Source organism: Pseudomonas sp. LH21 (genome assembly GCF_036549575.1).
In the GTDB taxonomy this organism is placed as follows: domain Bacteria; phylum Pseudomonadota; class Gammaproteobacteria; order Pseudomonadales; family Pseudomonadaceae; genus Aquipseudomonas; species Aquipseudomonas peradeniyensis.
This window is the reverse complement of record NZ_CP144367.1, coordinates 4,795,079-4,807,774: the sequence shown is the minus strand read 5'-3', so window position 1 is coordinate 4,807,774 and position 12,696 is coordinate 4,795,079. Positions and strand designations below refer to the sequence as shown.

12 protein-coding genes are annotated in these 12,696 nt (G+C 65.9%); 10 read left to right on the top strand and 2 right to left on the bottom strand.

The features are described from left to right. Positions 1–552 precede the first annotated feature (552 nt). The 9 genes from pcaR (at position 553) to pcaC (ending at position 10,158) form a co-directional block, all read left to right on the top strand. On the top strand, positions 553–1,422 hold the full coding sequence (pcaR, locus tag VUG52_RS21935; RefSeq protein WP_050703907.1) for a pca regulon transcriptional regulator PcaR: 870 nt from the start codon (positions 553–555) through the stop codon (positions 1,420–1,422). A 360-nt stretch (positions 1,423–1,782) separates the two neighbouring features. Beyond that, a complete protein-coding gene (locus VUG52_RS21930; RefSeq protein ID WP_050703908.1) occupies positions 1,783–3,129 on the top strand; it encodes an MFS transporter in 1,347 nt (448 codons plus the stop codon). Positions 3,130–3,296: 167 nt separating this feature from the next. Then, the gene (locus VUG52_RS21925) at positions 3,297–4,157 is read left to right on the top strand and encodes a CoA transferase subunit A (RefSeq protein WP_050703909.1); all 861 of its coding nucleotides are present in this window, start codon (positions 3,297–3,299) and stop codon (positions 4,155–4,157) included. After that, entirely contained in the window at positions 4,154–4,933 is a 780-nt protein-coding gene (locus VUG52_RS21920) for a CoA-transferase subunit beta (RefSeq protein ID WP_050703910.1), read from the top strand. Before VUG52_RS21925 ends, VUG52_RS21920 begins: the two co-directional genes overlap by 4 nt. Further along, positions 4,930–6,135 (top strand): 3-oxoadipyl-CoA thiolase, encoded by a 1,206-nt coding sequence (gene pcaF / locus VUG52_RS21915; protein WP_177330820.1) that lies wholly within the window; start codon positions 4,930–4,932, stop codon positions 6,133–6,135. Before VUG52_RS21920 ends, pcaF begins: the two co-directional genes overlap by 4 nt. Positions 6,136–6,299: 164 nt before the next feature. Further along, positions 6,300–7,589: an MFS family transporter gene (locus VUG52_RS21910; protein WP_050703912.1), complete on the top strand. Its 1,290-nt coding sequence runs from the start codon at positions 6,300–6,302 to the stop codon at positions 7,587–7,589. A 9-nt stretch (positions 7,590–7,598) separates the two neighbouring features. Next, positions 7,599–8,951, top strand: a complete 1,353-nt coding sequence (locus VUG52_RS21905) for a 3-carboxy-cis,cis-muconate cycloisomerase (protein ID WP_050703913.1) — start codon at positions 7,599–7,601, stop codon at positions 8,949–8,951. Between the two features lie 12 nt (positions 8,952–8,963). Then, entirely contained in the window at positions 8,964–9,755 is a 792-nt protein-coding gene (pcaD, locus tag VUG52_RS21900; protein ID WP_050703914.1) for a 3-oxoadipate enol-lactonase, read from the top strand. Between the two features lie 10 nt (positions 9,756–9,765). Continuing rightward, positions 9,766–10,158 (top strand): 4-carboxymuconolactone decarboxylase, encoded by a 393-nt coding sequence (gene pcaC / locus VUG52_RS21895; RefSeq protein ID WP_050703915.1) that lies wholly within the window; start codon positions 9,766–9,768, stop codon positions 10,156–10,158. Positions 10,159–10,300: 142 nt separating this feature from the next. Here the strand turns inward: pcaC and VUG52_RS21890 are convergent, their stop codons facing one another. Continuing rightward, the gene (locus VUG52_RS21890) at positions 10,301–10,825 is read right to left on the bottom strand and encodes an Mpo1 family 2-hydroxy fatty acid dioxygenase (protein WP_050703916.1); all 525 of its coding nucleotides are present in this window, start codon (positions 10,823–10,825) and stop codon (positions 10,301–10,303) included. 92 nt (positions 10,826–10,917) lie between these two features. Between VUG52_RS21890 and VUG52_RS21885 the strand changes: the two genes are divergently transcribed. Next, a complete protein-coding gene (locus VUG52_RS21885; protein ID WP_050703917.1) occupies positions 10,918–11,604 on the top strand; it encodes a Crp/Fnr family transcriptional regulator in 687 nt (228 codons plus the stop codon). Here the strand turns inward: VUG52_RS21885 and VUG52_RS21880 are convergent. Beyond that, positions 11,504–12,487 (bottom strand): LysR family transcriptional regulator, encoded by a 984-nt coding sequence (locus VUG52_RS21880; protein ID WP_050703918.1) that lies wholly within the window; start codon positions 12,485–12,487, stop codon positions 11,504–11,506. The genes VUG52_RS21885 and VUG52_RS21880 overlap by 101 nt on opposite strands. Positions 12,488–12,696 lie beyond the last annotated feature (209 nt).

Here is a 12,696-nt window from a genome sequence, read left to right as displayed (position 1 = left end):
GAATAAGTTGAAGTTGGGCGTCAGCCGTTAAATACACACGCAGGATGTGGAAATTCGGCAACGCGAACACATCGTTGCACTGCAAGGACAGGGTGTGGAAGGGCGACCTGCGGCGCACCACACGACAAGCCACTGCTCAGGCAGCGGGCAGGCGTCAGGAAGGCAACGAAAGTTTGTCGATTGGATCCGTTATACAGCGCAGACAATCAACATGAACCGAGTATAGCAATCGGCAATTCGAAGGCTATCGTTCTTTACCCGCCATTGACAATAGACCTGAAGTTATTCTTTGAGAGGTTTTGTCCGAGCGGACTGCTGAAAGTTCAAGTTGTTGTGGTAGGCAAGTTTGCCGGTGGGTGTCGGAAATGAAAACGGCCTCGCTGGGAGGCGAGGCCGTTGCCTGGGACTTCTACGGTGGGTACCTGACCAGTCTCTCCAAAGAAGCCACATGTGGCAGGGGAAAGGTATAAGCAAAAGTGTCAGCGGTCAATTGCGATTATCGGCCGTTCGTTCGATAATCGAACGAGGTAGCGATTTTTTTGAGGCATGTCCATGAGCGAAGAAACCAGCGGCCCGCCAGCGAACGAGCCCGCGCGCAATACCAGCCCCACCCTGGCACCACCGATCGTGGCGTCCGCGGCCAAGCGCATCCAGGCCTTCACCGGTGATCCGGATTTCATGACCTCCCTAGCTCGTGGCCTGGCGGTGATCCAGGCGTTCCAGGAGCGCAAGCGGCACCTGACCATCGCCCAGATCAGCCACCGTACGGAAATACCCCGGGCGGCGGTGCGGCGTTGCCTGCATACCTTGATGAAACTGGGTTACGCCACCACCGACGGGCGCACCTATTCGCTGTTGCCCAAGGTGCTGACCCTTGGCCATGCCTACCTGTCGTCCACACCGCTGGCGGTGTCGGCACAGCCCTACCTCGACCGGATCAGCGACCAGCTTCACGAAGCGGCCAACATGGCCACGCTGGAAGGCGACGACATCCTTTATATAGCGCGCTCGGCTACGGTCGAACGGTTGATCTCGGTCGACCTGTCGGTCGGCGGGCGGTTACCGGCCTATTGCACGTCGATGGGGCGTATCTTGTTGGCGGCGCTGGACGACGCAAGCCTGCACGAGTACCTGGAACGGGCGGACCTCAAGGCGCGGACCAGCCGTACCCTGCACGACCCGGCATCGCTGTTCGCCTGTATCCAACAGGTGCGCGAGCAGGGCTGGTGTGTGGTCGACCAGGAGCTGGAACAGGGGTTGCGTTCGATTGCCGTGCCGATCTATGACGCCTCGGGGCAGGTGCTGGCGGCGTTGAACGTGAGTACTCATGTCGGTCGGGTCAGCCGTGGGGAACTGGAGCAGCGCTTCCTGCCGATCCTGCTGGCGGCCAGCCGGGACCTGTGTCACCAGTTGTTTGGCTGAACAACACCGGGGGCGCGCTGCGCCCCATCGCCGGTAAACCGGCTCCTGCACCGGGTGCGCTGAATAGTCGAACACGGGCTGCCGTTTCCTGTTCGATAAACGCACAGTGTCGTTCCCGACGAATTGCGCCGCCCACGCCTGCTGATTAATGTCTGTCGCACGAGTCGGCTTCGCCGACCGGACAATAACAACAGGCCCGAGGGCATCCCCATGAAGACCATCCCTTCGCTGTCGCGGCCGCACCCGCGCGCAGTGCTGCTTCACGCCGGCTGATCCCCAGTCGTCGTATCCACCGTTTCCTGTTCCTGCGCATCAGCGATGCGCGGTAGCCTGCCTGTGCCCAACTCCCGGATAACAACAATGAACAAGCCACAATCCGCTGTCGGCAACTGCCTCGATGTCCAGTCCCTCATCAACGACCAACCGCTGTCGCGATATCAATGGCGGGTGGTGATCCTGTGCTTCCTGATCGTCTTCCTCGATGGCCTGGACACTGCCGCCATGGGTTTCATCGCCCCGGCGCTGTCCCAGGAATGGGGCATCGACCGTGCCAGCCTCGGCCCGGTGATGAGCGCCGCGCTGATCGGCATGGTGTTCGGCGCCCTCGGCTCCGGGCCGCTGGCCGACCGCTTCGGGCGCAAGGGCGTGCTGGTGGGGGCGGTGCTGGTGTTCGGCGGTTTCAGCCTGGCCTCGGCCTACGCCACCAATGTCGACCAGTTGCTGGTGCTGCGCTTTCTGACCGGCCTGGGCCTGGGGGCGGGCATGCCCAATGCCACCACCTTGCTCTCCGAGTACACCCCGGAGCGGCTCAAGTCGCTGCTGGTGACCAGCATGTTCTGTGGTTTCAACCTGGGCATGGCCGGGGGCGGTTTCATCTCGGCCAAGCTGATCCCGGCCTACGGCTGGCACAGTCTGTTGGTGATCGGCGGGGTGCTGCCATTGCTGCTGGCGCTGGTGCTGCTGGTCTGGCTGCCGGAGTCGGCGCGGTTCCTGGTGGTGCGCAACCGCGGCACCGAGAAGGTACGCCGGACCCTGGCACCGATCGCCCCGGCCCTGGTGGCCCAGGCCGCGAGCTTCAGTGTGCCGGAGCAGAAGGCGGTGGCGGCGCGCAACGTGTTCGCGGTGATCTTCTCGGGCACCTATGGCCTGGGCACCGTGCTGCTGTGGCTGACCTACTTCATGGGCCTGGTGATCGTCTATCTGCTGACCAGCTGGCTGCCGACCCTGATGCGTGACAGCGGCGCGAGCATGGAGCAGGCCGCCTTCATCGGCGCATTGTTCCAGTTCGGCGGCGTGCTCAGCGCGGTGGCCGTGGGTTGGGCGATGGACCGGTTCAACCCGCACAAGGTGATCGGCGTCTTCTACCTGCTGGCGGGTGTATTCGCCTATGCCGTGGGGCAGAGCCTGGGCAACATCACCTTGCTGGCCACGCTGGTGCTGGTCGCCGGCATGTGCGTGAACGGCGCGCAATCGGCCATGCCGTCGTTGGCGGCGCGGTTCTACCCAACCCAGGGGCGCGCCACCGGGGTGTCGTGGATGCTCGGGATCGGTCGCTTCGGCGCAATCCTCGGTGCCTGGAGCGGGGCGACGCTGCTGGGTCTGGGGTGGACCTTCGAGCAGGTGTTGACCGCGCTGCTGGTGCCGGCGGCGCTGGCCACCATCGGCGTAGTGGTAAAGGGGCTGGTAAGCCACGCCGACGCGACCTGAGGCGATAGGGACGCGTTAGATAGCAGAGCAACAAATGGTTCGATAATCGCACGAAAGTGCGATTATCGGATTGTTACCGCCCCGACAGCCGCCGTAATCTGGGCCCATCGCAGCGACGCAAAGGCCCGCTGCTCACTGACTCGACTCGACCTGACCAGGAGTCTCCAATGGCAGCAATCCTCTCGCTTCACGAGGCCGTGAAGCAGTTTATCCAGGATGGCGACAGCGTCGCCCTTGAAGGTTTCACCCACCTGATCCCGACGGCGGCCGGTCACGAGATCATCCGCCAGGGCAAGCGCGAGCTGACCCTGGTGCGCATGACTCCGGACCTGATCTACGACCAGCTGATCGGTGCCGGCTGCGCGAGCAAGCTGATCTTCTCCTGGGGCGGCAACCCCGGCGTCGGTTCGCTGCACCGCCTGCGCGACGCGGTGGAGAAGCAGTGGCCGCACGCCATCGAGATCGAGGAGCACAGCCACGCCGACCTGGCCAACGCCTATGTCGCCGGCGCCTCCGGCCTGCCGTTCGCGGTGCTGCGCGCCTACGCCGGCTCCGACCTGCCGAAGGTCAACCCGCTGATCAAGAGCGTCACCTGCCCGTTCACCGGTGAAGTGCTCGCCGCCGTGCCGTCGGTGCGCCCGGACGTCACCGTGATCCACGCGCAGAAAGCCGACCGCAAGGGCAACGTGCTGCTGTGGGGCATTCTCGGCGTACAGAAGGAAGCGGCCCTGGCGGCCAAGCGCTGCATCGTCACCGTCGAGGAGATCGTCGATGACTTGAATGCGCCGATGAATGCCTGCGTGTTGCCGACCTGGGCGCTCAGCGCGGTGTGCCTGGTGCCCGGCGGCGCCCACCCGTCCTACGCCCACGGCTACTACGAGCGCGACAACCGCTTCTACCAGGCCTGGGACCCGATCGCCCGCAACCGCGAGTCGTTCACCGCCTGGATCGACACCTTCATCCGTGGCACCCGAGACTTCACCGAATTCCAGGCCAGGCTGGCCAGCACCGCGGAGGCCGCGCAATGAGCTATTCCACTTCCGAGATGATGACCGTCGCGGCGGCCCGCCGCCTGCGCAACGGTGCCGTGTGCTTCGTCGGTATCGGCCTGCCGTCGAAGGCCGCCAACCTGGCGCGCCTGACCTCCTCGCCCGATGTCGTGCTGATCTACGAGTCCGGCCCGATCGGCGCCAAGCCGAGCGTGCTGCCGCTGTCCATCGGTGACGGCGAGTTGGCCGAGACTGCCGACACCGTGGTGCCGACCGGCGAGATCTTCCGCTACTGGCTGCAGGGCGGGCGCATCGATGTCGGCTTCCTCGGCGCGGCCCAGGTCGACCGCTTCGGCAATATCAACACCACGGTGGTCGGTGACTACCACGCGCCGAAGACTCGCCTGCCGGGTGCCGGCGGCGCGCCGGAGATCGCCGGTTCCGCCAAGCAGGTGCTGATCATCCTCAAGCAGTCGCCGCGCGCCTTCGTCGACAAGCTCGATTTCATCACCTCGGTCGGCCACGGCGAAGGCGGCGACTCGCGCAAGCGCCTGGGCCTGCCTGGCGATGGGCCGGTCGGCATCATCACCGACCTGTGCATCATGGAGCCGGAAGCGGACACCCATGAATTCGTGGTCACGTCGATCCACCCGGGCGTGACCCGCGAGCAGATCGTTGCCGCCACTGGCTGGGCGATCCGCTTCGCCGACGACGTGCAGCAGACCGCAGCACCCAGCGACGTCGAGCTGTCCGCCCTGCGCGACCTCGAAGCGCGCACCGCCGCCGCCCATGGCCAGACGGCAGGAGAAGCCTGATGCGTGATGTCTTTATCTGTGACGCCATCCGTACCCCCATTGGCCGCTTTGGCGGCGCCTTGGCCAGTGTGCGCGCCGATGACCTGGCGGCGGTGCCGCTCAAGGCGCTGGTCGAGCGCAATCCGCAGGTGCAGTGGGAGCTGCTCGACGAAGTGTTCCTCGGCTGCGCCAACCAGGCCGGCGAGGACAACCGCAACGTGGCGCGCATGGCGCTGCTGCTGGCAGGCTTGCCGCAGAGCATTCCCGGCGTGACCCTCAACCGCCTGTGCGCCTCGGGCATGGACGCCATCGGCAGCGCGTTTCGCGCCATCGCCAGTGGCGAGATGGAACTGGCCATTGCCGGTGGCGTCGAGTCGATGTCCCGCGCGCCGTTCGTGATGGGCAAGGCCGAGAGCGGCTACTCGCGCAACATGAAGCTCGAGGACACCACCATCGGCTGGCGCTTCGTCAACCCGTTGATGAAGGCGCAGCATGGCGTGGACTCCATGCCCGAGACCGCCGACAACGTCGCTGACGATTACCAGGTGTCGCGCGCGGATCAGGACGCCTTCGCCCTGCGCAGCCAGCAGAAGGCCGCCGCCGCGCAGGCTGCCGGTTACTTCGCCGAAGAGATCGTGCCGGTGCGTATCGCCCATAAAAAAGGCGAGACCGTGGTCGAGCAGGATGAGCACCTGCGCCCGGACACCACGCTGGAGGCGCTGAACAGGCTCAAGCCGGTCAATGGCCCTGACAAGACGGTTACCGCAGGCAATGCCTCGGGCGTCAACGATGGCGCCGCCGCATTGATCCTGGCCTCGGCCGAGGCGGTGAAAAAGCATGGCCTGACCCCACGGGCCCGGGTGCTGGGCATGGCCAGTGCCGGCGTGGCACCGCGGGTAATGGGTATCGGCCCGGTGCCGGCGGTGCGCAAGCTGACTGAACGGCTGGGTGTGGCGGTGGCGGATTTCGATGTCATCGAGCTCAATGAGGCGTTTGCCAGTCAGGGGCTGGCGGTGCTGCGCGAGCTGGGCGTGGCGGATGATGCGCCGCAGGTCAATCCCAACGGCGGTGCGATCGCCCTGGGGCACCCGCTGGGGATGAGCGGGGCGCGGTTGGTGCTGACGGCGTTGCATCAGCTGGAGAAGAGTGGCGGGCGCAAGGGGCTGGCGACCATGTGCGTGGGCGTCGGTCAGGGCCTGGCGTTGGCCATCGAGCGGGTTTGACCGGCACCGGCCCAATCGCGGGGCAAGCCCGCTCCCACGCTGTTTCCTGGCAATTGCGCGGGCAATCGTGGGAGCGGGCTTGCCCCGCGATTGGGCGACAGTGGAACGAGATTGTTACTGGGTATGTCTAGACTTTGCAGTGACCTCCCAGGAGTAAAAACACCATGACTTCCAGTTATTACACCGGTGAAGAACGCAGCAAGCGGATCTTCGCCATCGTCGGCGCTTCGTCGGGCAACCTGGTGGAATGGTTCGACTTCTATGTCTACGCCTTCTGCGCGATCTACTTCGCCCCGGCCTTCTTCCCCTCCGACGACCCCACCGTGCAGTTGCTCAACACCGCCGGCGTGTTCGCCGCGGGCTTCCTGATGCGCCCTATCGGTGGCTGGATCTTCGGCCGCCTGGCCGACCGCCACGGGCGCAAGAATTCGCTGATGATCTCGGTACTGATGATGTGCGGCGGCTCGCTGATCATCGCCTGCCTGCCCACCTACGCCAGCATCGGCGCCTGGGCGCCGGCGCTGCTGCTCCTGGCGCGGCTGATCCAGGGCCTGTCGGTGGGCGGCGAGTATGGCACTACCGCCACCTACATGAGCGAAGTGGCCTTGCGCGGCCAGCGCGGCTTCTTCGCCTCGTTCCAGTACGTCACCCTGATCGGCGGCCAGTTGCTGGCGGTGCTGGTGGTGGTGATCCTGCAACAGCTGCTCAGCGAGGAGGAGCTGCGGGCATACGGCTGGCGCATCCCGTTCGTGGTCGGTGCCATCGCCGCGCTGATCTCGCTGATGCTGCGCCGCTCGCTGAAGGAGACCAGCAGCGCCGAGACCCGTCAGGACAAGGAGGCCGGTACCATCCGCGGACTGTTCCGTAATCATGCCGCCGCCTTCATCACCGTGCTGGGCTACACCGCCGGTGGCTCGCTGATCTTCTATACCTTCACCACCTACATGCAGAAGTACCTGGTCAACACCGCCGGCATGAACGCCAAGAGCGCCAGTTTCGTCATGACCGGCGCGCTGTTCCTGTTCATGATCCTGCAGCCGGTGTTCGGCATGCTCTCCGACCGCATTGGCCGACGCAATTCGATGCTGCTGTTCGGCGCCCTCGGGACGCTCTTCACCGTGCCGCTGCTGATGGCGCTGAAGACCGTGAGCAGCCCGTTCATGGCCTTCGTGCTGGTGACCCTGGCGCTGTGCATCGTCAGCTTCTACACCTCCATCAGCGGCCTGGTGAAGGCCGAGATGTTCCCGCCACAGGTCCGTGCGCTGGGGGTGGGGCTGGCCTACGCGGTGGCCAACGCGGTGTTCGGCGGCTCCGCCGAATACGTGGCGCTGGGCTTGAAAACCTTAGGCATGGAGAACACCTTCTACTGGTACGTGACCGCGATGATGGCGGTGGCCTTCCTGTTCAGCCTGCGCCTGCCCAAGCAGGCGGCGTATCTGCACCATGACCACTAAGGACGTTGCATGAGCAACCAACTGTTCGATGCCTACTTCACCGCGCCGGCGATGCGCGAGATCTTCTCCGACCGTGGCCGGCTGCAGGGCATGCTCGATTTCGAAGCCGCCCTGGCCCGCGCCGAGGCGGGTGCCGGACTGGTGCCGCACACGGCGGTGAGCGCCATCGAGGCGGCCTGCAAGGCCGAGCGCTACGACGCGCGTGCCCTGGCCGATGCCATCGCCACCGCTGGCAACTCGGCGATTCCGCTGGTCAAGGCCTTGGGCAAGGTGGTTGCCAGCGGCGTGCCCGAGGCCGAGCGCTACGTGCACCTCGGCGCCACCAGCCAGGATGCGATGGACAGCGGCCTGGTGCTGCAACTGCGTGACGCCCTGGGGCTGATCGACCGTGACCTCGGCAAGCTGGCCGACACCCTGGCCCGCCAGGCGTTGCAGCATGCCGACACGCCGCTGGTGGGGCGTACCTGGCTGCAGCATGCGACGCCGGTGACGCTGGGGATGAAGCTGGCCGGTGTGCTCGGCGCCCTGACTCGTCATCGTCAGCGGCTCAAGGAGCTGCGCCCGCGCCTGCTGGTGCTGCAGTTCGGCGGCGCCTCCGGCAGCCTGGCGGCGTTGGGCAGCAAGGCCTTGCCGGTGGCCGAGGCCCTGGCCGCGCAGTTGAAACTGTCCTTGCCCGAACAGCCGTGGCACACCCAGCGGGACCGCCTGGTGGAATTCGCCTCGGTACTGGGCCTGGTCGCCGGCAGCCTGGGCAAGTTCGGCCGGGATGTCAGCCTGTTGATGCAGACCGAGGCGGGCGAGCTGTTCGAGCCCGGCGCGCCGGGCAAGGGCGGGTCTTCGACCATGCCGCACAAGCGCAATCCGGTGGGCGCGGCGGTGCTGATCGGTGCCGCCACCCGCGTGCCGGGACTGGTCTCGACACTGTTCGCCGCCATGCCTCAGGAGCACGAGCGCAGCCTTGGCCTTTGGCACGCCGAATGGGAAACCCTGCCGGAAATCTGCTGCCTGGTCTCCGGCGCCCTGCGCCAGGCGCAGCTGATCGCCGAGGGCATGGAGGTGGACGCCGCCCGCATGCGCCGCAACCTGGACCTGACCCAGGGCCTGGTGCTGGCCGAGGCGGTCAGTATCGTGCTCGCCCAGCGCCTGGGGCGCGAGCGTGCCCATCACCTGCTGGAGCAATGCTGCCAGCGCGCCGTGGCCGAGGGGCGCCACCTGCGTGCCGTGCTCGGCGACGAACCGCAGGTCAGCGCCGAACTGTCCGCTGACGAACTCGACCGTCTGCTCGACCCTGCCCATTACCTCGGCCAGGCCCGTGTCTGGGTGGCACGCGCCGTGGCCGAACATCAACGATTCACTGCCTGAAAGGAGACCGCTGTGGCGCACCTGCAACTGGCCGATGGCGCATTGCATTACCAACTCGACGGTCCGGCCGATGCGCCGGTGCTGGTCCTGTCCAACTCGCTGGGCACTGACCTGCACATGTGGGATGCGCAGGTCCCGGCATGGGCCGAGCATTTCCGTGTGCTGCGCTATGACACCCGGGGGCATGGCGGTTCGCTGGTCACTGAGGGCCCCTACAGCATCGAGCAACTGGGGGGCGACGTGTTGGCTTTGCTCGATGCCCTGGATATCGAGAAGGCCCACTTCATCGGCCTGTCCATGGGCGGCCTGATTGGTCAGTGGCTGGGCATCAACGCGGGTAACCGCCTGCTCAGCCTGACCCTGTGCAACACTGCGGCGAAGATCGCCAACGACGAGGTGTGGAATACCCGCATCGACACCGTGCTTGCGGGCGGCCGACAGGCCATGGCCGATTTGCGCGATGCGTCCATCGCTCGCTGGTTCACCCCGGCGTTCGCCGCCGCCGAGCCGGAGCGCACCCTGCGTATCTGCCAGATGCTGGCGCAGACTTCGCCGGAGGGCTACGCGGCCAATTGCGCCGCGGTGCGCGATGCCGATTTCCGTGACCAGCTCAACCATATCCAGGTGCCGACCCTGATTGTTGCTGGCACCGCCGATGCGGTGACCACCCCCGAGCACGGTCGCTTCATGCAGGCCGGGATCCTCGGCGCCGAGTACGTCGAGTTTGCGGCGGCGCACCTGTCCAATGTCGAGATAGGCGCGCCGTTCAGCCGCCGTGTGCTCGACTTTCTGTCGAGCCGCTGAGGAGTACACCGTGGACGAGAAACAACGCTACGAGGCGGGCATGCAGGTGCGCCGCGCGGTACTGGGCGACGCCCATGTCGACCGCAGCCTGGAGAAACTCAATGACTTCAACGGTGAGTTCCAGGAGATGATCACCCGGCACGCCTGGGGCGATATCTGGACGCGTCCGGGGTTGCCGCGGCATACCCGCAGCCTGATCACCATCGCCATGTTGATCGGCATGAACCGCAATGAAGAGCTCAAGCTGCACCTGCGCGCCGCCGCCAATAATGGCGTGACGCGGGAGGAGATCAAGGAGGTGATCATGCAAAGCGCGATCTACTGCGGGATCCCGGCGGCCAACGCCACGTTCCACCTGGCCGAGTCGGTGTGGGATGAGTTGGGGGTGGAGTCGCGGCTGTAGGCTTGCATGCTTCCCTGTAGGAGCGGCCTTGTGCCGCGAATGGGCTGCGCAGCAGCCCCATCGCGGGGGACGCTGAAGCTGGCGGGGCCGCTTTGCGGCCCATTCGCGGCACAAGGCCGCTCCTACAGGCCTCAAGGTGGGGTCAGATCGCCGCTTTCTTCTGGCGGATGGCCACCGGCCCGGCATTGGCCTCCACGGCCTTTTTCAGCTCAGGGCACAACCCGGCCATGAACGCCAGCTCAGCCACCACGAACAGCGGCCCGATGATCAGCCCGCTCAGGTCATCGACGAACGCCGGCTTGCGCCCTTCGTACCAGTGGCCGATGAACTGGATGATCCAGCCCACCACGAACGCCCCCAGCCCGGCGCTCAGCCACAGCCCGGTGCCCTGCACGGCCAGTGCCTGGCCGGCCCACAGGCACAGCCCCAGCAGCAGGCCCATCAGCAGCCCGAAGCGCAGGTCCAGGCGCAGGTAGAACCACACCGACCAGCCCGCCAGCAACAGCGCCGGCGACAGCCAGATGCCGGCCAGGTCCCAGCCGGGACGCGACATCAGGATGGCCACGGCCAGCACGATCAGCGGAATGCCGATGAAGTGGGTGGCGATGTTGCGCGGATCGCGGTGGTAGGCCGCGTATTGACTCAGGTGCTCGACGAGGTTTTTCATTGTTGTTCCTCCATCAGGGGTGAGCGCAGCTTGCCCCTGTTCAGTCACCGTCGTCTGTCGCCTGGCCGACAGAGTTCGTTTTGCGAGGCGCCATGCACGACCCGCGTATCCAGCTGCTGCATGGCCAGTGGTTCCGGCAATTGCCCGCTACCGTTCAGGATAGCCTGCTGGCCCTGGGCCGTGCGCGCGAGCTGGCGCCGGGGCAATGCCTGTTCCAGCGCGGCGATGCGCCCTGTGGCCTGTATGCGGTGCTCGAGGGGGCGATGCGGGTCGGCGCGGTCAGCAGCGAGGGCAAGGAGGCACTGCTGACGCTGGTCGAGTCACCCCACTGGTTTGGTGAGATCAGTCTGTTCGACGGTCAGCCGCGTACCCACGACGCCTATGCCGAAGGGCCGACGCGCCTGCTGTGGATCCCCCAGGCGCCGCTGCTCGAGTGGCTGGCGCGCGAGCCTGTGCATTGGCGTGAGCTGGCGTTGCTGATGAGCCACAAGTTGCGCTGGGTGTTCGTTGCCCTGGAGCAGCAGAGCCTGCTGGCCGCCGCGCCGCGGGTGGCCCAGCGTCTGCTGCAGATGGCCGAAGGCTACGGTGAGCGCGATGTCGCCCAGTGGCGGCTGCAGGTGTCCCAGGAACAGCTTGCCCTGATGTTGTCGCTGTCGCGCCAGACCATCAACCAGATCCTCAGGAGCCTCGAGCAGTCCGGCGTGGTACGCCTGGGCTATGGCGAGGTGGAGATTCTCGATGCCCGGCGTCTGCGGGCGATGGGGCAGCATCCAGGCTGACCAGGGTGTCGATCATCGCCCGCGCCGCCGGTGACAGGCGATAGCCGCTGCGACTGATCACCCCGCAGCATACGCTGAGCACCTCCAGGCCCGGGGGCAGGTTGCGCCAGTGCAGGCGCACCAGGTCGCCGGCGGCCAGGTCCTCGGCCACTGCTTCCTCGCTGGCCGTGCCGATGGCATCGCTGGCCAGCACCACGCTGCGCAGCACCGCCAGATGCTCGGTCTGCAGGTGCGGGATGAAGTCGCTGCGTCCGCTGAGGTTGGCCAGGCGCTTGCGCACGCCCGGTGCCAGCAACGCGCTGGCCAATGGGTAGGCGAACAGGTCGTTGGTCGACAGGCTGTCCTTGGCCAGCAATGGGTGCCCCGGGCGGCAGAAGAACAGGCCGGGGCGCGGGGTCAGCGCTTCGGTGTGGAAGTTAGGATCGGCCTCGAAGGGGCGCACATCATCGACGAAGAACTCGATCTGCTCGCGCCGCAGGGCCTGGCCCAGGCGTTCGGCGTTGTCCACCAGCAGCGCGGTGCGGATGCCTGGATGGCGCTCGATGAAGTGTTGCAGGGCCTGGGGCACCAGGCGCACGGCCAGGGCCGGGCCGCTGCCGAAATGCAGTTCGCCGGCATCGAGCTTGGTCATCTGCAGCACTTCGTTGTTCAACTGCGCGGCGCCTTGCACCAGGCGGCGGGCGTGTTGCAGTACCACTTGCCCCTCGGGAGTTGGGCGCAGTGACTTGTTGGCGCGATCGACCAGGGCGCAGCCGAAGGCCTGTTCGAGGTTCTGGATGGCGCGGCTGAAGGCGGGTTGGGTGATGCCCATGGCTTCGGCGGCGCGGACGAAACTGCGGTATTCGGTGAGGGCGATGAAATAGCGCAGTTGGCGGAGGTCCATGCTCGGGCTCTGGTGCGGGGATCAGGGCTCGGTTTTAGCGGGTTGCCATATATAACGTCAAAGAATGTTATTTGATTTATATATTCCTTTAGATTCTTTAGTGTGGCCACCGGCCTCTTCGCGGGTAAACCCGCTCCCACAGGTATAACACTGGACTCCAAGGCTGTGCTGTCCCTGTGGGAGCGGGTTTACCCGCGAAGAGGCCAGAC